Origin of the sequence: Pseudomonas sp. BF-RE-21, from assembly GCF_019947305.1 — a bacterium.
Lineage (GTDB): Bacteria > Pseudomonadota > Gammaproteobacteria > Pseudomonadales > Pseudomonadaceae > Aquipseudomonas > Aquipseudomonas migulae.
Genome location: NZ_JAGYGF010000068.1, coordinates 1 through 21,429 on the forward strand (window position 1 = coordinate 1; position 21,429 = coordinate 21,429).

The 21,429-nt window shown below is 60.6% G+C and carries 20 protein-coding genes; 7 read left to right on the plus strand and 13 right to left on the minus strand.

Annotated features, from left to right (window positions below; all coding sequences use genetic code 11):
* Positions 1–257: 257 nt before the first annotated feature.
* The 13 genes from KGB25_RS27545 to KGB25_RS27605 all read right to left on the minus strand — a co-directional run bounded on the left by KGB25_RS27545 (position 258) and on the right by KGB25_RS27605 (position 13,162).
* Complete coding sequence (locus KGB25_RS27545; RefSeq protein WP_223437532.1) at positions 258–1,685, minus strand: FAD/NAD(P)-binding protein; 1,428 nt, start codon at positions 1,683–1,685, stop codon at positions 258–260.
* Positions 1,686–1,699: 14 nt separating this feature from the next.
* Complete coding sequence (locus KGB25_RS27550; protein WP_223437534.1) at positions 1,700–2,467, minus strand: ABC transporter ATP-binding protein; 768 nt, start codon at positions 2,465–2,467, stop codon at positions 1,700–1,702.
* A 3-nt stretch (positions 2,468–2,470) separates the two neighbouring features.
* Positions 2,471–3,811, minus strand: a complete 1,341-nt coding sequence (locus KGB25_RS27555) for an ABC transporter substrate-binding protein (RefSeq protein WP_008043197.1) — start codon at positions 3,809–3,811, stop codon at positions 2,471–2,473.
* A gap of 30 nt (positions 3,812–3,841) precedes the next feature.
* The gene (locus tag KGB25_RS27560; protein WP_223437536.1) at positions 3,842–4,891 is read right to left on the minus strand and encodes a branched-chain amino acid ABC transporter permease; all 1,050 of its coding nucleotides are present in this window, start codon (positions 4,889–4,891) and stop codon (positions 3,842–3,844) included.
* Between the two features lie 4 nt (positions 4,892–4,895).
* Positions 4,896–5,777, minus strand: a complete 882-nt coding sequence (locus KGB25_RS27565; RefSeq protein WP_008043195.1) for a branched-chain amino acid ABC transporter permease — start codon at positions 5,775–5,777, stop codon at positions 4,896–4,898.
* Entirely contained in the window at positions 5,777–6,553 is a 777-nt protein-coding gene (locus tag KGB25_RS27570; RefSeq protein ID WP_223437538.1) for an ABC transporter ATP-binding protein, read from the minus strand. Before KGB25_RS27570 ends, KGB25_RS27565 begins: the two co-directional genes overlap by 1 nt.
* Entirely contained in the window at positions 6,550–7,455 is a 906-nt protein-coding gene (locus tag KGB25_RS27575; RefSeq protein WP_223437539.1) for an AMP-binding protein, read from the minus strand. The genes KGB25_RS27570 and KGB25_RS27575 overlap by 4 nt, the downstream gene beginning before the upstream one ends.
* Positions 7,456–7,970: 515 nt before the next feature.
* Positions 7,971–9,374 (minus strand): LLM class flavin-dependent oxidoreductase, encoded by a 1,404-nt coding sequence (locus KGB25_RS27580; RefSeq protein ID WP_207286260.1) that lies wholly within the window; start codon positions 9,372–9,374, stop codon positions 7,971–7,973.
* Positions 9,375–9,665: 291 nt separating this feature from the next.
* Positions 9,666–9,974, minus strand: a complete 309-nt coding sequence (locus KGB25_RS27585) for a hypothetical protein (protein ID WP_207286261.1) — start codon at positions 9,972–9,974, stop codon at positions 9,666–9,668.
* A gap of 284 nt (positions 9,975–10,258) precedes the next feature.
* Positions 10,259–10,687: an acyl-CoA dehydrogenase gene (locus tag KGB25_RS27590; RefSeq protein WP_223437541.1), complete on the minus strand. Its 429-nt coding sequence runs from the start codon at positions 10,685–10,687 to the stop codon at positions 10,259–10,261.
* A gap of 10 nt (positions 10,688–10,697) precedes the next feature.
* Positions 10,698–11,900 carry an SfnB family sulfur acquisition oxidoreductase gene (locus tag KGB25_RS27595; RefSeq protein WP_223437544.1) on the minus strand — a complete coding sequence of 401 codons (1,203 nt, stop codon included), beginning with the start codon at positions 11,898–11,900 and terminating at the stop codon, positions 10,698–10,700.
* Positions 11,901–12,116: 216 nt separating this feature from the next.
* A complete protein-coding gene (locus tag KGB25_RS27600; protein ID WP_223437547.1) occupies positions 12,117–12,437 on the minus strand; it encodes a hypothetical protein in 321 nt (106 codons plus the stop codon).
* 161 nt (positions 12,438–12,598) lie between these two features.
* Positions 12,599–13,162 carry a helix-turn-helix domain-containing protein gene (locus KGB25_RS27605; RefSeq protein WP_223437548.1) on the minus strand — a complete coding sequence of 188 codons (564 nt, stop codon included), beginning with the start codon at positions 13,160–13,162 and terminating at the stop codon, positions 12,599–12,601.
* Between KGB25_RS27605 and KGB25_RS27610 the strand changes: the two genes are divergently transcribed.
* The 7 genes from KGB25_RS27610 (at position 13,157) to KGB25_RS27640 (ending at position 21,367) form a co-directional block, all read left to right on the plus strand.
* On the plus strand, positions 13,157–14,176 hold the full coding sequence (locus KGB25_RS27610) for a DMT family transporter (RefSeq protein WP_223437550.1): 1,020 nt from the start codon (positions 13,157–13,159) through the stop codon (positions 14,174–14,176). The genes KGB25_RS27605 and KGB25_RS27610 overlap by 6 nt on opposite strands.
* 1,127 nt (positions 14,177–15,303) lie before the next feature.
* Positions 15,304–18,222, plus strand: a complete 2,919-nt coding sequence (locus tag KGB25_RS27615) for a monovalent cation/H+ antiporter subunit A (RefSeq protein ID WP_223437552.1) — start codon at positions 15,304–15,306, stop codon at positions 18,220–18,222.
* Complete coding sequence (locus tag KGB25_RS27620; protein WP_008029186.1) at positions 18,222–18,566, plus strand: Na+/H+ antiporter subunit C; 345 nt, start codon at positions 18,222–18,224, stop codon at positions 18,564–18,566. The genes KGB25_RS27615 and KGB25_RS27620 overlap by 1 nt, the downstream gene beginning before the upstream one ends.
* Positions 18,563–20,248 carry a monovalent cation/H+ antiporter subunit D gene (locus KGB25_RS27625; RefSeq protein ID WP_207286265.1) on the plus strand — a complete coding sequence of 562 codons (1,686 nt, stop codon included), beginning with the start codon at positions 18,563–18,565 and terminating at the stop codon, positions 20,246–20,248. The genes KGB25_RS27620 and KGB25_RS27625 overlap by 4 nt, the downstream gene beginning before the upstream one ends.
* Positions 20,245–20,733, plus strand: coding sequence for a Na+/H+ antiporter subunit E (locus KGB25_RS27630; protein ID WP_223437554.1), 489 nt, complete (start codon positions 20,245–20,247; stop codon positions 20,731–20,733). The genes KGB25_RS27625 and KGB25_RS27630 overlap by 4 nt, the downstream gene beginning before the upstream one ends.
* Positions 20,730–21,008, plus strand: coding sequence for a K+/H+ antiporter subunit F (locus KGB25_RS27635; RefSeq protein WP_008029179.1), 279 nt, complete (start codon positions 20,730–20,732; stop codon positions 21,006–21,008). Before KGB25_RS27630 ends, KGB25_RS27635 begins: the two co-directional genes overlap by 4 nt.
* Complete coding sequence (locus KGB25_RS27640) at positions 21,005–21,367, plus strand: Na+/H+ antiporter subunit G (RefSeq protein ID WP_008029177.1); 363 nt, start codon at positions 21,005–21,007, stop codon at positions 21,365–21,367. Before KGB25_RS27635 ends, KGB25_RS27640 begins: the two co-directional genes overlap by 4 nt.
* The last annotated feature ends 62 nt before the right edge of the window (positions 21,368–21,429 follow it).

Here is a 21,429-nt window from a genome sequence, read left to right on the forward strand (position 1 = left end):
CCCCCTCGAGAGGCCGAGTGGAGGTTCTGCGTAGTGGGCAACCCGGCATGGATGCCGGGTTAGCCGCCCCCGGCCAGGGATGGCCGATGGCGGCGGGCCCACGGAGCAGGACCGGAGCGAGGGCATGGCGAGCATTAGCGAGCCACCGAACGAAAGGGGCAAGAGCCCTTTGGTTACTTTGGGGCTTTTCCAAAGTGACTCGCCGTAAGGGCGAAACCAATACCAGCCATCACAAAAAAAACGGATATACCCCCAACCTAACCCCCAACCAAGCGCAAAGCCAAAGCCTTGGCCTGACTAGCCACGTCAGTCACCGCCGTACTCTCCCACCACATCCCCCGCAACGGCGGCCCCATGGCAAACAGTCGACTCGCAACCTGCCCATCACCACCCAGCACCGCGCCATCAACCGCCGCCGCAATCCCCAGCGCCAACGGCCCCGGCCGCACCAACCCACGGGCCAACAGCTGCTGCGGCAACGGTCGCGCCACCCGTCGCCAGTCATACTCGATGCCACTGGAATTGATCAACGCCGCGCCACTGACGACAACCGTTTGCGCTTCACCACGTCGACGAATACGGATACTGACACCACCCGAAGCCGGCGCCAGCCCTTTGAACGAAGCCGCCTGAATCCGCAACCGCCCTTCCCCGTGCAATCGCGCCACCAACTCGGCACTCAACGGCGGCGACCGGTGATGATGACTTTCCCACCACGGCCGCACATGCCGCACAAACTGCCGACGCTGCCCATCCGTCGCCTGACTCCACAACCGACCGATATGCGCCCGCACCGTATCCAGTGGCGCCTGCCAGTCGACACCATGCGCAATGGCATCCCGGCAATGCCGACGCAGTTCTCGCACCAACTGTCGCGGCGTACGAATGCTGTGATCTTCGGCAAGAAAATCCACCCACGCCGGTGGTTGTCGACGCACGTGCGGCAGCAAGCCATGCCGGGAAAACACTTCGATCGGCCCGCGATGCCCGGCCTGTTCCAGCGACACCACGGCATCGACCATGGTCAGGCCCGAACCGATGATCAACACTGTCGATTGCGGATCCAGCTCACGCATCGCGGCAACATCCCAGGGATCAAGCGCCGCAGCGTTCAAGCCACTGGACTCGGTCTGTGGCGTGCGCGCAGCCGGAAACATCCCGGTCGCCAGCACCGCATAAGCACCCTGCAACCGCTGGCCGTCACTCAAGCTCAACCGCACCGAATCATCCAGCGCCTGCAAGTCCACCACCTCGGCCCGCACATGCTCGACCGTCGAGCCATTCAACGCGCCCAACGCTTGCGCTTCGGCCAACCGTTGCTGCACGTACAACCCGAAAATCCCCCGGGGCGGAAACAGTTCGCTGACCGGCACATGCTGCTCATCGGACTCCGGCCAGCCACCGCCGGCGATGTACTCGGTCAACCATTGCGTCAGGTCGTCGGCGTTGTCCGGGTCGACGCTCATGCGCGCCGCGTTGCCGTTGAGCGTATGGCCCAACTCGACCGCGCTGTAGGCCTCGCCCCGTCCAAGTTCTGCCCGGGGTTCGATCACCAGCAACGAACGTCTGCCGGGCAGGCGCAACAACTGCGCCGCCAGCATCGCGCCGCTGAGGCCACCGCCGACGATCAGGATGTCCGCATGGCGGATGGCGTCGGTCGCCTGTCCGCGTTGGGTTTCAGTCATGGCGTTCTCACTGCTCAGTGTTTACCTAGATAAAAGTCATGCAGATCGCCCCGCGCCAACAGCGCCTCGCTGCTGCCGGACAACACCACCCGGCCGGTGTCGAGGACATAGGCCTGTGAAGCGTACTTGAGCGCCACATTAATGTTTTGCTCGGCAATCAGAAAGCTCACCTGCTCGTCGCGATTGAGCTGGGCGACGATCTCGAAAATCTCCTGGACGATAATAGGCGCCAAACCCATGGAAGGTTCATCAAGCAGTACCAAAGTAGGACGTGTCATCAACGCCCGGCCGATAGCGACCATCTGCTGCTCGCCACCGGACGTCAGTCCGGCCTGGGTCTTGCGCTTGGTTTTCAGGCGCGGGAACCAGGCGTAAATCCGCTCTAGGTCCCGGGCCAGCTCCTGGCGGTTCAAGCCGCGCACGAAGCCGCCACTGCGCAAATTGTCTTCGACCGTCAACTGCGGGAACACGTGGCGACCTTCCAGCACGTGCACCATTCCTTGGCGCACCCGCAGACTGGGATCGACACCCGCCGTATCGCGGCCGAGAAACTCGATCGTGCCGCGACTGACTTGCGCCCGCTCGGCCCGCACCAGTCCGGAAATCGCCTTCAGCGTGGTGCTTTTACCGGCGCCGTTGGCACCCAGCAACGCGACGATGCCGCCATTGGGCACCGTCAGCGAAACCCCGGCCACGGCCAGGATCGCGCCGTCGTAGATCACCTCGATGTCGTTGACTCGCAACAGGTCGTTGGCGGCAATGTCGCTGGCGGCTTGGCTCATGGTTTATTCATCCCCGGTGCAAGTGCGTGGCGTCAGGTTTTTTTCCTTGGCGAACGCGGCGGATTTTTCATCGATCAAAGGTCGCAACAAGGCGCGGTCGGCGGCGATCCACTCGCTGATCAGCGTCCAGTTCGCGCCGTCCCACTGCTGAACCCGCGCCGAACCGCCGCCTTCGTGATCCTTGCAGGACAATTTGAGGTTTTGCATCAGGCCGAAATAACCCATGTCCTTGAGCCGCGCATCGTCGATGTTCAGGTGTTCCAGCCCCCAGCGACCTTCTTCGCCGTTCAACGGACGCTTGCCGAATTTGCCTTGCGCAGTACGGATCGCTTCCACCATGACAGCGGCATTCACCAGCCCGGAGTTGTAGTAGACGCTGCCGAAATTTTTCAGGTCCTTGAGGTCGCTCTTGCCCTTGTCGAGGATGAATTGCTTGAGGCGTTTGTGGATCTCGAAATCAGCGCCAGCGGGGTATGGCGTCAGCGCCAGATAACCCTTCGCGGCGGCGCCTGCGGGCAAGACGTCTTCGCTGGAACTGGCCCAGATGTCGCCGACGATGTGGTCCACCGGGAAGCCGAAACGCGCGGCGGTTTTCACGGCGACCGGCGTCGACACGCCCCAGGTGCGCAGGAACACCCAGTCCGGGTTGACCTGGCGAATCTGCCGCCATTGCGCCGACTGCTCGTTACCCGGATCGGCCACCGGAATCTGGATGTTCTCGAAGCCGTATTTCTCCGCCAACAGTTTCAGCGGGCCGAGGGTTTCCCGGCCATAAGCGGAGTCGTGATAGACCGTGGCAATCTTCTTGCCCTTGAGTTTGTCGAAACCGCCCTCGCGCTGAGCGATGTAATTGATCAGGCTCGATGCCTCGCTGTAGAAGGTCAGCATCACCGGGAAGTTGTACGGGAACACCGTGCCGTCGGTGGCTTCGGTACGGCCGTAGCCGAGGGTAATCAGCGGGATCTTGTCGACTTCCGCGCGCTCGCTCAACGCATAGGCTGCCGGCGCTCCGTTGGGTGAGTAGATCGCCACCGGCGCGCCATCCAGGCCTTTCTTGAAGCGCTCATAGCACTCGATGCCCTTCTCCGCCGTCCACTCGGTTTCGCATTCCTGCCATACCAATTTGACGCCGTTGATTCCGCCTTCCACATCGTTGATGTAGTTCAGGTAATCGAGCATCCCGGCCCACACCTGCACGCCGCTGGAGGCGTACGCGCCGACGCGGTAGGTGGCCAACGGGAAGAATTGCTGGTCCGCCGAGGCCTGGACCACCGGCACTGCACTGCTGAAAACGGCCAGCGTCAAAGCGGCGCCGACCAACGAACGTTTCAAGGATGCACGCATGTTGTCTCTCTATCTAATAATGGAAAGGATTCAGAAGCGCAGCGGCCAGTGACTCAGCCGTTCACGAAGGTTGCCCAGCAGGCGGATCAGGCCTTCCGGTTCCTTGATCAGGAACAGGATGATCAGCACGCCGAAGATGATTTTTTGCAGGTTCTGCAACTGCCCGGCGTCCACCGAACCACCGAACAAGGCTTGCCCGGCGTGGCTGAGCAGGATCGGCAACAGGCTGATGAACGCGGCGCCGACAAAGTTCCCGGCGATGCTGCCCATGCCGCCGATAATGATGATGAACAGGATCTGGAACGACCGGTTGATATCGAAACTGCTGGCGCTGGCAGTGCCCAGGTAGGCGAAGGCCCACAGCGCCCCGGCGATGCCGAGGTAGAACGAACTGACGGCGAACGCCAGGTGTTTGTAGCGCACCACCGGAATGCCGATTACCGCTGCGGCGGTGTCCATGTCGCGGATCGCCATCCAGTTGCGGCCGATCTGGCTTTTCACCAGGTTCACCGCCACCCAGGTCAGCAACAATACGGTGGTCAGGGTCAGCAGATAGCGACCGAGCGGAGTGTTCAGGTCGTGGCCGAACAGCGCCAGTTTCGGTGCGGAAATGGTCCCGGACGATCCGTAGTTGTAGAACCAGGGGAATTTGACGAACAGCCACTCCAGGAAAAACTGCGCCGCCAGCGTGGTGACCATCAGGTAAAAGCCTTTGATCCGCGAACTCGGCAGGCCGAAAACAAAACCCACCACCGCGCTGATCAACCCGCCGCCGAGCAACGCGACGGGCAAGCCCAGTTCAGGCAAACGCAGCAAAAACCCATACGTGGCAAACGCCCCGACCGCCATGAACCCGGCTGCGCCGACCGAGGTCTGGCCGGTGTATCCGGTGAGCAGATTCAGGCCGAGGCCGGCCAGGGACAGCACCAGAAACGGGATCAGGATTGCGTTCAACCAATAGTCGTTGCCGGTCAGCGGCACGACCACGAAGGCGATCAACAACAAAGCGAGCAATCCGAACGGTATACGACGCTGGATCAACACCGACGGCGCGGTTTCGCGGGCAAGGGAAATGGTCATGTGTTCAGACTCGCTCGATGGCGCGCTCGCCGAACAGGCCGGCGGGACGGATGTACAGGAAGGCCAAAGCCAGGACATAGGCGAACCACGGGGTGATGCCGCCGCCGATCAGCGGACCGACGTAGACCTCGGCGAGGTTCTCCGCCGCGCCGACAATCAGCCCGCCGACAATCGCCCCGCCAATCGAAGTGAAGCCGCCGATGATCAAGACCGGCAGAGCCTTGAGCACCACCAGCGACAAGGAAAACTGCACGCCTTGGCGTGCGCCCCAGAGCAAACCCGCGACTAATCCGACAATGCCCGCGACGGCCCAGACGATCTGCCAGATCCGGTTTAGGTTGATGCCAATCGACAACGCGGCGGTGGTGTCATCCGCCACCGCCCGCAACGACACGCCGATGCGGGTCTTGTTGAACAGCAACGCCAGCACCGTCACCAGGACGATGGCGGCAGCGGCGGCGATCAGGTCGAACTGGCTGACCATCATCCCGCCGATGAACACCGGCACGTCGTCTATCCCTAAGTCCAGCGCCCGCACTTGCGAGCCCATCAAGCCTTGTGCCAGGCCTTCGATGATGAAGGACAGCCCAAGCGTGGCCATGAACAAGGTGATCTGCGAGCGGTTGACCAGTGGCCGCAGCACCAGCCGTTCGATCAGCAACGCGCCAATGATCATCACCACCACGGTCAGCAACAGCGCCAGGGCAAACGGCACGCCCTGATCGTGCAGGCTGACGAAGGTCAGCGCGGCGAACAACAGCATCGCGCCCTGGGCAAAATTGAACACGCCGCTGGCCTTGTAGATCAGCACGAAGCCGATGGCGACCAGCGAATACATGGTCCCGGCGAGCAAGCCGCCGAGCAGGGTTTCGAAGAAGAACGTCATCAGTGCACCACTCCCAGATACGCCGCGATCACTTCGGGATCGGCCTGCACTTCGGCCGGCGTGCCGTCGCCGACCTTGCGCCCGTAATCGAGGACCACGACGTGGTCGGACAGGCCCATGACCACGCTCATGTCGTGCTCGATCAACACCACCGTGGTGCCGAGGTCGCGGTTGATGTCGGCGATGAAACGGGCCATTTCCTGTTTCTCTTCGGCGTTCATCCCGGCCATCGGCTCATCCAGCAGCAACAGGCGCGGGCCGGCGATCAAGGCACGGCCGAGCTCTACGCGTTTTTGCAGGCCGTAGGACAGATTGCCCACCGGCACATCGCGATGCGCCTGCAGCTCAAGGAGTTCGAGAATGCCCTGGGCTTGTTGGCGGAAGGCTTCGGCCTCGCGGCGTGCTCGCGGCAGGTTGAGTGCCTGTTCGATGAAGCTGCTGCGCAAGTGCCGCGACAGGCCGGTGAGGATGTTGTCGATCACGCTCATTTTCTTGAACAACGCGTTGTTCTGGAACGTGCGGCCAATGCCTCGGCGCGCAGCGGTCAACGGGTCGATGCGTTTGAACGGCTGTTGCTCGAAGACAATCGAACCGGCGTCGAAGCGGTACACGCCGTTCAGCACGTTGAGCAGCGAACTCTTGCCCGCGCCGTTGGGGCCGATCAGCGCGCAGATCTCGCCGCGACGCACGTCGAAGGACAGCTCGTTGATCGCTTTCACGCCTTTGAAGGACAGGGAAATGCCGCTGACTTGCAGGATGGAATCGGTCGAAGTCATGCGATGTCCCGTTTGAATTCAGTGAGCCAGGTTGGCGCGGCTTTCACCTCAGGCGTGCGCGTGGCCTGCCAGATGTAATGCAGGTTGTGAAAACCGAGCAGTCGCCGAACGCGGTTCTTGATCAGGCGTTGCAGGCCTTTTTCCGGGTGAGCGATGGCCCACTCGCAAAGACGTCGACGCCAGGTGCCTTGCGCGGCGAGGCGACTGTCGATTTCCTCGGCCAGCAGTTGCAGGCGTTCGGCCGACAACAACAGCCCCGAAGGCGCCACCTCACGACGGTCGCGACTGGCACTGCCGGGGCTTTCCGGGAAAGCCAGGGAGTGGCCGCTGTTCAGCCATTGCTCAAGCAACACCGTCAGGCCGGCTTGCCATTGCGTGCCCTCTTCGCTCCACAGTTGCGCGTTCTGGCGCCAACGGTTGAGGCGCTGCGCAGTGTCGACCGGGCCAAGCAGGTCGTTGAAGTTGAGCAGCGTTTGGCCCTGATTGAGCCACAGTTGCCGGGTCTGCCGGCCTTGAACGAAGGCGTGCGTGGGCCCGCTGCGCCAGAGGGTTTTGTGCAGGGACTCGGGGTCGAGGTTGTCCGGCAGGGTCAGCAACTGCCCGCCGATGTGTTGTGCGGCCAGGGCCAGCAGCAACAGATTCGGTTCGAACGCGCCGCTGAGGGCCAACCGCGAATCTTCGGTAAAACCTTGTTGGCGCAAGCCGTCGGCCAAGCGTTCGACATCGCGCAGGGCATCGATCCAGCGCCAGACAAACCACTGGCCATGGCGCTTGTGACGCAGCGCCGGCTGCAACGGACTGACCTGCGCCCAGTGACGCAATTGCTCCAGCGCCGTGGGCAGCTCGACCCGCCACTCGGCGGTGTCCGCAAAGGGCGGACGTTTGAGTTCATGCACGCTCATGGGTTGACCTCCTGTTCATGGGCAAAAGCGTGCGGTGGTCCGCTGGGCCAAAATCTCTAAATCACCACCATCCCCTGTAGGAGCCGGCTCGCCGGCGATAGCGGCGTGACAGCCGACATCAATGCAGGATGTACCGGCCCCTTCGCGGGCAAGCCCGCTCCCACAGGGTTTTGTGTTGTCTGCAAATATCATCCACAACACGAATCCTGTAGGAGCCGGCTTGCTGGCGATGGCGGCGTGACAGCCGACATCAATGCTGGATGTACCGGCCCCTTCGCGGGCAAGCCACGCTCCTACAGGTTTCGTGTCGCCAGTGATATTTGTGCATGACACAAAACCCTGTAGGAGCCGGCTTGCTGGCGATGGCGGCGTGACAGCCGACATCAATGCTGGATGTGCCGGCCCCTTCGCGAGCAGGCTCGCTCCCACAGGTTTCGTGCCGCCAGTGATATTTGTGCATGACACAAAACCCTGTAGGAGCCGGCTTGCTGCGGGCGGCGTTCCGACGATAGCGTCTAGGCAGACACCACTTTCTTCCCCTGCTGTCGCAACCCCGCCAAATCCCGATACCCCGCGCCCGGATGTATCTCCGGCAACCGCGCGCCCTCCCCGAACAACTTCTCGCGCAAGGTCCCCGGTGCGTACTCGGTCTTGTAGACCCCACGCTTCTGCAACTCCGGCACCAGCAGTTCCACGGCGTCGATAAAGGTTTCGTGCGTCAGCGCATAGGCCAGGTTGAAGCCGTCCACATCGGTCTCTTCAACCCACTCCTGCAAAAGATCGGCAACCGTCTCGGGGCTGCCGACAAACAGCGGACCAAACCCGCCAATCCCGACCCAGTCGGCCAGTTCATTCGGCGTCCAGACCTTGTTCGGATCGGCCGTGGAGAACGCTTCCACCGCCGATTGAATGGCGTTGGTGTGCACATGCTTGAGCGGTTCATCCGGTTTGAACTGACTGAAATCGATCCCGGTCCAGCCCGAAATCAATGCCATCGCACCTTCATAGCTGACCCAGGTTTTGTATTCCTCGAACTTGGCTTTAGCCTTGGCATCGGTCTCACCGAGGATCACCGTTTGCAGGTTGAAGATCAGGATCTTCGACGGATCACGCCCAGCCTCGGCGGCGCGACGACGAATGTCGGCCACGGTCTTTTTCAGCAGCACTTTCGACGGCGCTGCCACAAACACGCATTCGGCATGTTCAGCGGCGAACTGCTTGCCGCGACTCGATGCCCCGGCCTGGTACAACACGGGCGTGCGTTGCGGTGACGGTTCGCAGAGGTGAATGCCCGGCACCTGGAAGTGTTTGCCGACGTGCTGGATTTCGTGGATTTTGCTCGGATCACTGAAAATCCGACGCTCGCGATCGCGCAGGATCGCGCCCTCTTCCCAACTGCCTTCCCAGAGTTTGTAGCAAACCTCCAGGTACTCTTCGGCGAAGTCGTAGCGGGCGTCGTGTTCAGTCTGGTTTTTCTGCCCGAGGTTCTTCGCACCGCTTTCCAGATACGAGGTGACGATGTTCCAGCCGGCGCGGCCCTTGGTCAGGTGATCGAGGGTCGACAGGCGTCGGGCGAACGGATACGGGTGCTCAAACGACAGCGACGCAGTCAGGCCGAAACCCAGATGTTCGGTGACCAGCGCCATCGGCGGAATCAGTTGCAGCGGATCGTTGACCGGCACCTGCGCCGCCTGACGGATCGCCGCATCACCGTTGCCGTTGTAGACGTCGTAGATGCCAAGCACGTCGGCGATGAACAACCCGTCGAACTTGCCGCGCTCGAGGATTTTCGCCAGATCGGTCCAGTATTCGAGGTCTTTGTACTGCCACGAACGGTCCCGTGGGTGCGCCCATAAACCGGGCGACTGGTGACCGACGCAGTTCATGTCGAAAGCGTTGAGGCGGATTTCACGAGGCATCAGGCAATACTCCTGAAAACCGCGCTGATGAAATAAGGATAAAGCCGGGGGGTGGCAGAGGTAATCGACATGATATTAAGGCTCCAGATGGATATAGGAGTCTTAATGCACAAGTCAGGCCAATAGAGATGAGGCGCGTGGTTTCGATACTTTGAGAAGTATCGACGTGAGATATTGATCTATTCAACAACACAAACTGTTTTAGTACTGTTTGTGGGGCAACACCTATAATTAGAAGTGCTCAAATCTTCAGCGAAAAAAAGAGCACTCATTGTTATGGCTTTTAGAATCTCAATAAGGAATAAGTGGCATCACCGCACCTTCAGACTCAGTTCTTCCAGACTCTGTCCTGCGGGTGCAAACGAAAATGACGGGGTTGGGGAGGCCCTGAGTGTTCCATGCAAGCTGAGCGCTAAGCCCTTCACCATCTCTCAGAGCTATTTTGTGGGCAAAAGTAATGAGCGCGCTGTCTTTAACGTATTGCAAATAAATTTCATTTCCAGACCTAATCTCGCTGTTAAAAGATTCAGTCGTGGTAGCCACGTAGACCTTCTCTTCCCGCAAGGCCACTACTTTAGGTGCATCCAGATATCCCGCCATTTCGCAATCCTCTTAAAATCATCAACAATGGTTTCCCACAGCTCTTGGCTGAAGTTCTCCGCTGTTCAGCGCACCCATTGCACTGGATCATGATTTAAGGCCCACGACAAATAACTGTCTACTGTCAAAAGTAACAGGCATGCAGGGATATTGGACGGACGGTAATTTGCAGTCAGATCAAAATGCGGTGCAAAAACTTCAACGCGACAACGCCTGTCGTTGCGACAGGCGTGAGGTCGATAAGCAGCAGAAAACTGCTGAACTCATCAGGGGTCATCCGTGAATTAGGCAAACTTCGCCGGATGTATGCCATTCAGTCGAAAATTGCCAATAAGGTGAAGCTTCCAGCGCAACGGATCCTGCAGCGATCCAGGCAACACAGTGCGTTGCCCAGTCAGTTCGAATTCAGCACTGCTGACCGCACTCAGCGCCTCTGCACTGGCAAGGTGAGACTCGGCAATGGCGACGCTGACCTCAGTGGCATCTTCATGGCTATTCAAAAACTCCTCCGCACGCTCTAGCAGCGCGGCGGCAACTTCGATGCGGATGTGCACATCGCCGAAGCGACTGATGACAAACGGATCGTCCGTGTTTTTGCTCTGCTGACGAACGAAGCGCAGGGTCGCATCGAGCAAGCTGCGCGCGTTGTGCAAGTCGTGCTGACTTTTGGCCAGGGGTTGCCCGGCAACAATCGGTTGGGTCAAGGCATTCATGGTGGACTCCTCAGTTCCAGGCGTGGCGCGCAGGCTTGACGCCGTTGAGCAGGTAGTTGCCGATCAGGTGGTATTTCCAGCGTGCCGGGTCGTGCAGCGTATGCGTGCGGGCGTTGCGCCAGTGGCGGTCAAGGTTGTGCTTGCCGAGCACCGAGCGGGTCCCGGCCAGCTCGAAAAGTTTGCTGCTGGCGAGCAGCGCGATTTCGGCAGACAGGACTTTGGCCTGGGCGACCACCACCGAGGCGTGGGCCACCGTGTCTTCATTGGGATTGAGCAACGCCGCGTCGATGGCTTGCCCGGCTTTCTTGAGGATCGCTTCGGTGCCGTGGACCCGCCATTCGAGATCGCCGATGGCGGCGATGCTGAACGGGTCCTGCCAACCGTGATCCTGTCCGCTGTCGATCCATGGCCGGGATTCACGGGCATAGCGCTTGGTTTCTTCCAGCGCGCCGACGGCGATGCCGGTGTCCACTGCGGCTTGAATGATCTGTGAAATCGGGCCGTCCGCAGTGGGTTCGTCAAACGCTTTGTGAGCCGGGATCACCGCGTTCAACGGCACCTTAACCGCATTCAACGTGACGCCGCCGCTGGCGGTGGTGCGCTGGCCAAAACCGTCCCAACTGTCGATCACGGTCAGGCCGGGATTGTCGCGCTCGATGAACGCGATGAACGCCTGGTTCTGCTCGTTGACCGCCACCGCCGGGACGATGTGCGCAAACAGCGCGCCGGTGCAGTAGAACTTCTCGCCGTCGATCTGCGCGGAGTCTTTGTCGAAACGAATGCGGGTTTCGAAGGTCCCGGCGTTTTTGCTTTTGGACTCGGAGAAAGCGTTGCCGAAGCGGTAACCCTGCAAGACTTTGCCGAAGTAGTAACGCTTCTGCTCTTCGCTGGCGGTTTGCAGCAGGATGTCGAGCACGCCGAGGTGGTTTTGCGGGATCTGGCCGAGGGAAGAGTCGGCGGCGGAAATGATCTTGATCACTTCGGCGACGGTCACGTAGGAAACGCCGGCGCCACCGTATGCCTTGGGAACGGTGATGCCCCAGAGGCCGCTGGCTGAAAACTCGTCGAGTTCGGCGACCGGCAAGCGGCGCTCGCGATCACGTACGCTGGCCTCGACGGCGAAGCGTGCAGCGAGTTTGTGAGCGACGGCGATTGCCTCGGCATCCGAATGGATGACGTGGACGGTGCGAGGGGGTTGGGCTGAGATTGTCATTACGCGACTCCAGCGTCAGGTGAATACCCAAACACCTCTACAGAAGTCGTGCCAATATTTTGAATCCTTATTAATCAGTACGTTACCGACAAAACTTAAATGACTTAACTAAATGAAGCGAGACAATCTGTGGATTTACTGTTGCTCGACAAACACTTCTGACAGCAAAACGCTCGCCCCTTTCATAGAGGTCGAGCGCTTTGTTATTCCACTCAATCAAGAACGCAAGATCTCGTAATTTATTGAATCAGAGAGGTCTCCGGTCGCGTCATGCCAGATGATGTATTTGAACTGTTTGTTCGGCCCTACATGATCAAGCAAAGTACTTCTTGGTACTTTTACTTGATAATAGCCATCGGTCGGCACGCCGAGCTTCAGCAGATACTCCTGACGCTCAATAAACACGCTGACATCTTTACGGGGAAAATTATTGTCGGGCTCAGGAATGAGGGCCGTAGCGCCATCCGCCGGAACATCTGTAAGTTTAATCACCCCACCTACAGCTTCTTTCATTTGGAGCGCTGGTAATAAAGCCATTTATCCAACTCCGTTCAGTGGACGGTCGGGCAAACCCTACCCGGCAGTCAGGGCAAGTCACGAGTACAACGTACTGAACGATATTTAAAGAACAATCACTCCGCCCGCCTACTGTCATAAATAACAGGTAGCGCATCATTTCAGATGAGCGGTATCCGAAATCAGATCACCACATTTCGCACAAATCGCGTCGCCACTTCCCCATCGTTGCGATAGGAATGAGGCTGGTTGCTGGCGAACATGAAAAACTCCCCCGCGCCGATGTTATGTGGCGTGTCGCGCACCATCAGCGTCAGGCAACCTTCGAACACGTAGATCTGTTCGCTCCAACCCTCTGCATCCGGTTGCGACGGATAAATCTCCCCCGGTTGCAGGCACCATTCCCACTGTTCCACTTCACGGGTGGCGGTGGCTTTGGACAGCAAAACGGCTTTGCTGCCCGGAATCACTCCGGCCCAGGCCACTTCGTTGATGCGGCTCGGGTCGCGGGCGTCCGGTGCCTGGATCAGGTCGCTGAAGGCCACATCCAGCGCTTCGGCCACGCGGTCGAGGGTGGTCAGGCTGACGTTCTTCTCGCCGGCCTCGATGGCCACCAGCATCCGGCGGCTGACCCCGGACTTCTCGGCGAGCGCGGTCTGGCTCATTTCGGCGGCGTGGCGCAGACGCCGAACGTTCAGGCTGACGTGCTGAAGGACCGAAGCCCGCTGCGTTGAATCTTTGTGCACTATATTGCTCACTTGTCGGAGTTGGGCAGTATACTGCGCAACATTCGGCGCATTGTGCGTCGCCCTCAGGTAGCGCGCAAGGTCATGACGTCGTTGAATTCCTCCCCGGCTTCTTCCCGCAAATTCAGCAAGGCCGAGTGCGTGCTGGTGTTGATCACCATGGTCTGGGGCGGGACCTTCTTGCTGGTGCAGCACGCGATGACCGTCAGCGGCCCGATGTTCTTCGTCGGCCTGCGCTTTGCCGCCGCCGCGTGCATCGTCGCCCTGTTCTCCTGGCGTCATCTGCGGGAAATGACCCTGCTCGAACTCAAGGCCGGCGCCTTTATCGGCGTGGCGATCATGCTCGGTTACGGTTTGCAGACTGTCGGGTTGCAGAGCATTCCTAGCAGTCAATCGGCCTTTATTACCGCGCTGTACGTACCCTTCGTGCCGTTGCTGCAATGGCTGGTGCTGGGGCGGCGTCCGGGGTTGATGCCGAGCATCGGGATCATGCTGGCGTTTACCGGGTTGATGTTGCTGTCAGGGCCGGCGGGTGCATCGTTCAATTTCAGTCCGGGTGAAATCGCCACACTGATCAGCGCCATCGCGATTGCCGCGGAGATCATTCTGATCAGCACCTACGCCGGCCAGGTCGATGTGCGCCGGGTGACGGTGGTGCAATTGGCGACCACTTCGGTGTTGTCGTTCTTGCTGGTGGTGCCGACTCAGGAAGTCATTCCTGACTTTTCATGGTTTTTGCTGTGCAGCGCGCTGGGCCTCGGTGCGGCGAGTGCGGCGATTCAGGTGGCGATGAACTGGGCGCAGAAGAGCGTTTCTCCGACGCGGGCGACGTTGATCTATGCCGGTGAACCGGTGTGGGCCGGGATCGTTGGGCGAATCGCCGGGGAGCGGTTGCCGGCGATTGCGTTGGTGGGCGCGGGGTTGATTGTGGCGGCAGTGATTGTGAGTGAGTTGAAGACCAAGGGTAAGGCTGCTGCGGTTGAGGAAGAGTTGGAGCGCGAAACTCAGGGGTAAGCCTCAAGATTTGAAGCGCCTGATAAATCGTCTTCACCCCTTGCGACCACGTCGACCTTCACCGCTTTGCCGTACAACCCGACATCCCGCTGCTCGACGCTGCGGAACATGCCAAACATATGATCGGCACCGCGCTCACGGGGACAGGCCTCTATTGACGGCATGCACGCCGCTCAAGCGGGAGGTGACACATGAACCTGCACATACCGAAGACCAACAATGATTGCGATATTCCGGTGTTGCTGGTCGCCATGTACACATCCCTCCTGTAGGAGCCGGCTTGCTGCGGGCAGCGTTCCGATGATAGTGGTGGGTCAATCAACGCATCTGTTGCCTGAAAGGACGCCATCGTCGGAACGCCGCCCGCAGCAAGCCGGCTCCTACAGTTGATCGTATTTATCCAAACGCATATGCATTTCCCTTGTAGGAGCTGGCTTGCCGGCGATGGACGTCAACGATAACGCGGACAATCTGAATGAACGCGGTGTCCAGACGATTTTCGCCGGCAAGCCGGCTCCTACAGGGATCTGCGTACGCTTTTGATTCCCACCACTCATCAGGCCGAGCGTTAGCTCGCCTTCAGCTTTTGATCTGAGCGCCCCCTCGAGAGGCCGAGTGGAGGTTCTGCGTAGTGGGCAACCCGGCATGGATGCCGGGTTAGCCGCCCCCGGCCATGGATGGCCGATGGCGGCGGGCCCACGGAGCAGGACCGGAGCGAGGGCATGCCGAGCATTAGCGAGGCACCGAACGAAAGGGGCAAAAGCCCTTGGTTACTTGGGGCTCTTCCAAGTGACTCGCCGTAAGGGCGAAACCATAAGTGGCCGTCACCGCAGCAATGGATATGTACACCATCAAAGAAACACGCTGGCCATTAGGACGCCATCGTCGGAACGCCGCCCGCAGCAAGCCGGCTCCTACAAGGGATCGGATGTATCCGCAAAACCTCGCCTTAACCTGTGGGAGCAAGCCGGCTCACAAAGGGTCCAGCCCCGCTGAACACAGCCCTCTGAAACAATGTGAATCAGGCATTTTCCGTCTACCTTGTAGGATTCTGCCACAGCTTGCCGTTTGGTGATCCGGGGACTGGCACGTATGATGCTTCACAAACTTCCGCAGATTAGAAGCCTATGTCCCTGATAGTTCTACTGCTTCTGCCCTTTGTCGGCAGCTGTCTGGCAGCCGTGCTGCCGCACAACGCGCGTAACACTGAATCTTTGTTGGCTGGCGTCGTTGCCCTCATAGGCACCGTCCAGGTTGCACTCCTGTACCCGCAGATCGCCCATGGTGGCGTCATTCGTGAAGAGTTTTTCTGGCTACCCAGCCTCGGCCTGAACTTCGTTCTGCGCATGGACGGGTTTGCCTGGCTGTTCTCGATGCTGGTGCTGGGCATCGGCACGCTGGTGTCGTTGTATGCCCGCTATTACATGTCGCCGGATGACCCGGTGCCGCGGTTCTTCGCGTTTTTCCTGGCGTTCATGGGCGCCATGCTCGGCCTGGTGATTTCCGGCAACCTGATCCAGATCGTGTTTTTCTGGGAGCTGACCAGCCTCTTTTCATTCCTGTTGATCGGCTATTGGCACCACCGCGCCGATGCGCGACGCGGCGCTTACATGGCGCTGATGGTCACCGGCGCGGGCGGTTTGTGCCTGCTGGCGGGGGTCATGCTGCTTGGCCATGTGGTCGGCAGCTATGACCTGGATAAGGTCCTGGCCGCCGGCGATCTGATTCGCGCACATGCCCTCTACCCTCTTCTGCTTCCCCTGATTCTGATCGGCGCCCTGAGTAAAAGCGCGCAATTCCCCTTCCACTTCTGGCTGCCCCACGCGATGGCGGCACCGACACCGGTCTCTGCGTATTTGCACTCGGCGACCATGGTCAAGGCTGGGGTGTTTCTGCTGGCGCGGCTGTGGCCGTCGTTGTCCGGCAGTGAGGAATGGTTCTACATCGTCAGCGGCGCCGGTGCCTGCACCCTGTTACTCGGCGCGTACTGCGCGATGTTCCAGAACGACCTCAAAGGCCTGCTCGCGTACTCGACCATCAGCCACCTCGGCCTGATCACCCTGCTGCTGGGCCTGAACAGTCCGCTGGCTGCCGTGGCCGCCGTGTTTCACATCCTCAACCACGCCACCTTCAAGGCATCGCTGTTCATGGCCGCCGGGATCATCGACCACGAAAGCGGCACACGCGACATTCGCAAACTCAGCGGCCTGATCAAACTGATTCCGTTCACCGCGACGTTGGCCATGGTCGCCAGTGCCTCGATGGCGGGCGTGCCGTTGCTCAACGGTTTCCTGTCGAAAGAGATGTTCTTCGCCGAAACCGTGTTCATCAACGCGACCGCCTGGATCGAGTTGACCCTGCCCATCGTCGCGACCATCGCCGGCACGTTCAGCGTCGCCTATTCGCTGCGCTTCACGGTTGATGTGTTCTTCGGCCCGACCGCCACCGACCTGCCGCACACCCCGCACGAACCGCCACGCTGGATGCGTGCACCGGTGGAATTGCTGGTGTTCACCTGCCTGATCGTGGGGATTTTCCCGGCGCAAGTGGTCGGGTCATTACTGGCTGCCGCTGCCCTGCCCGTCGTCGGCGGCACCCTGCCTGAATACAGCCTGGCGATCTGGCACGGCTGGAACGCGCCGATGATCATGAGCCTGATCGCCATGTCCGGCGGCATCGTGCTCTACCTGCTGCTGCGCAACCAGTTCAAGCACGGGCGTTTCAAATACCCGCCGGTGATTGGCCTGTTCAACGGCAAGCGCCTGTTCGAGCGCAGCCTGGTGATCATGATGCGCCTGGCCCGTCGCCTGGAGCGGCGGATCAGCACCAGACGCCTGCAAACCCAGCTGTTCCTGATGGTGCTCGCCGCCGTGCTGGCCGGGTTGATCCCGATGCTGCACAGCAGCCTGAGCTGGGGTGACCGGCCGAAGATTCCGGGCTCGATCGTGTTCGTGACCTTGTGGCTGCTGGCGATTGCCTGTGCCCTCGGCGCGGCGTGGCAAGCCAAGTATCACCGGCTCGCGGCACTGACCATGGTCAGCGTCTGTGGACTGATGACCTGCGTCACCTTCGTCTGGTTCTCCGCGCCCGATCTGGCGCTGACGCAACTGGTGGTTGAAGTGGTGACCACGGTGCTGATACTGCTGGGCCTGCGTTGGTTGCCGCGACGGATCGAAGAGGTCTCGCCGCTGCCGAGCAGCCTGCGCAAGGCACGCATCCGGCGTCTGCGCGACTTGCTGCTGTCGATCGCTGTCGGCGGCGGCATGGCGTTGCTGTCGTACGCAATGCTGACGCGCCAGACGCCCAACGATATTTCCTCGTTCTACCTCAGCCGAGCCCTGCCGGAAGGTGGCGGCAGCAACGTGGTCAACGTGATGCTGGTGGACTTCCGTGGCTTCGATACCCTCGGCGAAATCACCGTACTGGTGGCCGTGGCGCTGACCGTGTTCGCGCTGTTGCGACGCTTCCGCCCGCCGAAAGAAAGCCTGCAACTGCCGGCGCAACAGCGCTTGCTCGCGCCGGACGTGGTCACCGATCTGGTCAACCCGCGTCACGCCAGCGACACCGCGCTCGGCTTCATGATGGTGCCGGCGGTGCTGGTGCGCATGCTGTTGCCGATTGCGTTCGTGGTGTCGATCTACCTGTTCATGCGCGGCCACAACCAGCCGGGCGGCGGGTTTGTCGCGGGGCTGGTGATGTCGGTGGCGTTCATCCTGCAATACATGGTCGCCGGCACGCAGTGGGTCGAGGCGCAAATGAGCCTGCGCCCACTGCGCTGGATGGGCACCGGTTTGCTGTTTGCCACAGTCACCGGGCTCGGGGCGATGGCGGTCGGTTATCCGTTCCTGACCACCCACACCTGGCATGCCGAACTGCCGGTGTTAGGCGACATTCACATCGCCAGCGCACTGTTCTTCGACATCGGCGTGTACTCGGTGGTGGTCGGCTCGACGCTGTTGATCCTCACTGCACTCGGCCACCAATCGGTACGCGGCCATAAAACCGCTGCCCAGCCCAGATCCGTCGCCACGAAAGGAGCCGTCTGATGGAAGAAGTCATCGCAATCGCCATCGGCGTACTGGCCGCGTCCGGTGTCTGGCTGGTGCTACGGCCACGGACGTTCCAGGTGGTCATGGGCCTGTGCCTGCTGTCGTACGGCGTCAATCTGTTCATCTTCAGCATGGGCAGTCTGTTCATCGGCAAAGAGCCGAACATCAAGGACGGCGTGCCGCAAGATCTGTTGCATTACACCGACCCGCTGCCACAAGCGTTGGTGCTGACCGCCATCGTGATCAGCTTCGCCATGACCGCGCTGTTTCTCGTCGTGCTGCTGGCTTCGCGTGGCTTGACCGGCACCGACCATGTAGATGGCCGGGAGCCTAAAGAATGAATGCGATGACGCACCTGATCGCCGCACCGATTCTGTTGCCGCTGCTGACCGCCGCCATCATGCTGATGCTGGGCGAGAAGCACCGCCCGCTGAAGGCTAAAATCAACCTGCTCTCCAGCCTCTTGGGGCTGGGCATCGCCGTGCTGTTGCTGCAATGGACGCAAACCACTGATGTGCCCGGCTCCATCGGCGTCTACCTGCCGGGCAACTGGCAAGTACCGTTCGGGATCGTGCTGGTGGTCGATCGCCTGTCCGCGCTGATGCTGGTACTGACCGGGATCATCGGCGTCAGCGCCCTGCTGTTCGCGATGGCCCGATGGGACGGCGCCGGTTCCAGTTTCCACGCGCTGTTCCAGATCCAGATGATGGGTTTGTATGGCGCGTTCCTGACGGCGGACCTGTTCAACCTGTTCGTGTTTTTCGAGGTGCTGCTGGCGGCATCTTACGGCCTGATGCTCCACGGTTCGGGCCGGGCGCGGGTGTCGTCGGGGTTGCATTACATCTCGATCAATCTGCTGGCCTCTTCGCTGTTCCTGATTGGCGCGGCGCTGATCTACGGCGTTACCGGCACGCTGAACATGGCTGACCTGGCGCTGAAAATCCCGCTGGTACCGGAAGCCGATCGCGGCTTGCTGCATGCCGGCGCGGCGATTCTCGCCGTGGCGTTCCTGGCCAAGGCCGGGATGTGGCCGCTGAATTTCTGGCTGGTGCCGGCCTATTCCTCGGCCAGTGCGCCGGTGGCGGCGATGTTCGCGATCATGACCAAGGTCGGCGTCTACACCTTGCTGCGCCTGTGGACCTTGCTGTTCTCCGGCCAGGCCGGCGCGTCGGCGTATTTTGGCGGCGACTGGCTGATCTATGGCGGCATGGCAACCATCGTCTGCGCCGCCGTGGCGATTCTCGCCGCGCAACGTCTGGAGCGCATGGCCAGCCTGAGCATTCTGGTGTCGGCCGGGATTCTGCTGTCGGCCATCGGTTTCGCCCAGCCGAACCTGATCGGCGCGGCGCTGTTCTATCTCGTCAGCTCGACCCTGGCGTTGAGCGCGTTGTTCCTGCTGGCCGAGTTGATCGAACGTTCGCGCTCGGCCAATGAAATGCCACTGTTCGATGACGCCGACCTGATTGCGCGGCCGATGGAATCCCTGCAACCGCCCAAAGGCATCAACCTCGACGATGAACAGAAAGCCGTGGTCGGCCAGGTGATTCCATGGACCATGGCGTTTCTCGGCTTGAGCTTCATCGCTTGCGCGTTGCTGATCATCGGCATGCCGCCGCTGTCCGGCTTTATCGGCAAACTCGGTTTACTGCACGCCCTGCTCAACCCGCTGGGCCTGGGCAATGGCGCGGATGAACCGGTGTCGAACGCCGCGTGGGGTTTGTTGGCGTTGCTGATTCTCTCCGGGCTGGCGTCGTTGATTGCCTTCTCGCGCCTGGGCATCCAGCGTTTCTGGACGCCTGAAGAACGGCCATCACCCTTGCTGCGACGGCTCGAATGCGTGCCGATCATCGCGCTGTTGGGCCTGAGCATTCTGCTGACCTTCAAGGCCGAGCCGTTGCTGAGTTACACCCAGGCCGCCGCGCAGGCGTTGAATAACCCCCAGCAGTACGTGATGGCGGTGCTTGGGACTCGCGCAGTTCCAAGCCCGGAAGCCAAAGCCGCACTCGCGGAGGTGCAACCATGAAGCGTCTGTTTCCTGCACCTTGGTTGTCGCTGGCGCTGTGGTTGTTGTGGCTGGTGCTGAACCTGTCGATAAGCCCCGGCAATCTGCTACTGGGCGCCGTGCTCGGATTTTGCGCGCCGTTGATGATGCGCAAGTTGCGCCCCCTGCCGATCCGCATTCGGCGTCCCGGCGTGATTCTGCGTTTGTTCTTCATCGTCGGTCGCGACGTGCTGGTCTCCAACCTTGCTGTGGCCTGGGGTGTCTTGAACGCCGGTCGACGCCCGCCGCGCTCGCGGTTCATCAAGGTGCCGCTGGATTTGCGCGACGCCAACGGCCTGGCGGCACTGGCGATGATCTGCACGGTGGTGCCCGGTACGGTCTGGTCCGAACTGGCGCTGGACCGCAGCATTTTGTTGCTGCACGTCTTCGATCTGGATGACGAAGCGCTGTTCATCGAGCATTTCAAGGTGACCTACGAACGCCCGTTGATGGAGATTTTCGAATGAGCCCGTTGCTGTCGAATGCGGTTCTGCTGAGCCTGTTCATTTTTTCGCTGGCGATGGTCCTGACCCTGATCCGCCTGTTCAAAGGGCCGTCGGCGCAGGACCGGGTTCTGGCGCTGGATTACCTGTACATCATCGCGATGCTGATGATGCTGACACTGGGTATTCGTTATGCCAGTGACACCTACTTCGAAGCGGCGCTGCTGATCGCGCTGTTCGGCTTCGTCGGCTCGTTTGCCCTGGCGAAATTCCTGCTGCGTGGCGAGGTGATCGAATGAACGCTGAACTGTCTCTGTGGGTGGAAATCCCGGTGGCGATCCTGCTGGTACTCAGCAGTGTTTTTGCGCTGATCGGGGCGATCGGGCTGGTGCGTATGAAGGATTATTTTCAACGCATGCACCCGCCGGCGCTGGCCTCGACATTGGGTGCGTGGTGCGTGGCGCTGGGGTCGATCATCTACTTTTCGGCGCTCAAGTCCGGGCCGGTGCTGCATGCCTGGCTGATCCCGATCCTGTTGGCGATTACGGTGCCGGTGACCACGCTGCTGCTGGCGCGGGCGGCGTTGTTCCGCAAGCGCATGGCGGGGGATGATGTGCCGGCTGAGGTGAGTAGCCGGCGGACGGAGAGCGGGAGTTAGGGTCACGGATTTGTGTTGATTGTTCGGGCCTCATCGCCGGCAAGCCGGCTCCTACAAAGGGT

Excerpts from the sequence above, each read along its gene's own strand:
- KGB25_RS27545 (WP_223437532.1), bottom strand. The coding sequence starts at position 1,685 with ATGACTGAAACCCAACGCGGACAGGCGACCGACGCCATCCGCCATGCG.
- KGB25_RS27640 (WP_008029177.1), top strand. The coding sequence starts at position 21,005 with ATGAACGCTGAACTGTCTCTGTGGGTGGAAATCCCGGTGGCGATCCTG.
- KGB25_RS27625 (WP_207286265.1), top strand. The coding sequence starts at position 18,563 with ATGAATGCGATGACGCACCTGATCGCCGCACCGATTCTGTTGCCGCTG.
- KGB25_RS27555 (WP_008043197.1), bottom strand. The coding sequence starts at position 3,811 with ATGCGTGCATCCTTGAAACGTTCGTTGGTCGGCGCCGCTTTGACGCTG.
- KGB25_RS27635 (WP_008029179.1), top strand. The coding sequence starts at position 20,730 with ATGAGCCCGTTGCTGTCGAATGCGGTTCTGCTGAGCCTGTTCATTTTT.
- KGB25_RS27585 (WP_207286261.1), bottom strand. The coding sequence starts at position 9,974 with ATGGCGGGATATCTGGATGCACCTAAAGTAGTGGCCTTGCGGGAAGAG.
- KGB25_RS27590 (WP_223437541.1), bottom strand. The coding sequence starts at position 10,687 with ATGAATGCCTTGACCCAACCGATTGTTGCCGGGCAACCCCTGGCCAAA.
- KGB25_RS27595 (WP_223437544.1), bottom strand. The coding sequence starts at position 11,900 with ATGACAATCTCAGCCCAACCCCCTCGCACCGTCCACGTCATCCATTCG.
- KGB25_RS27550 (WP_223437534.1), bottom strand. The coding sequence starts at position 2,467 with ATGAGCCAAGCCGCCAGCGACATTGCCGCCAACGACCTGTTGCGAGTC.
- KGB25_RS27600 (WP_223437547.1), bottom strand. The coding sequence starts at position 12,437 with ATGGCTTTATTACCAGCGCTCCAAATGAAAGAAGCTGTAGGTGGGGTG.
- KGB25_RS27615 (WP_223437552.1), top strand. The coding sequence starts at position 15,304 with ATGTCCCTGATAGTTCTACTGCTTCTGCCCTTTGTCGGCAGCTGTCTG.
- KGB25_RS27570 (WP_223437538.1), bottom strand. The coding sequence starts at position 6,553 with ATGACTTCGACCGATTCCATCCTGCAAGTCAGCGGCATTTCCCTGTCC.
- KGB25_RS27630 (WP_223437554.1), top strand. The coding sequence starts at position 20,245 with ATGAAGCGTCTGTTTCCTGCACCTTGGTTGTCGCTGGCGCTGTGGTTG.
- KGB25_RS27620 (WP_008029186.1), top strand. The coding sequence starts at position 18,222 with ATGGAAGAAGTCATCGCAATCGCCATCGGCGTACTGGCCGCGTCCGGT.
- KGB25_RS27560 (WP_223437536.1), bottom strand. The coding sequence starts at position 4,891 with ATGACCATTTCCCTTGCCCGCGAAACCGCGCCGTCGGTGTTGATCCAG.
- KGB25_RS27580 (WP_207286260.1), bottom strand. The coding sequence starts at position 9,374 with ATGCCTCGTGAAATCCGCCTCAACGCTTTCGACATGAACTGCGTCGGT.
- KGB25_RS27575 (WP_223437539.1), bottom strand. The coding sequence starts at position 7,455 with ATGAGCGTGCATGAACTCAAACGTCCGCCCTTTGCGGACACCGCCGAG.
- KGB25_RS27565 (WP_008043195.1), bottom strand. The coding sequence starts at position 5,777 with ATGACGTTCTTCTTCGAAACCCTGCTCGGCGGCTTGCTCGCCGGGACC.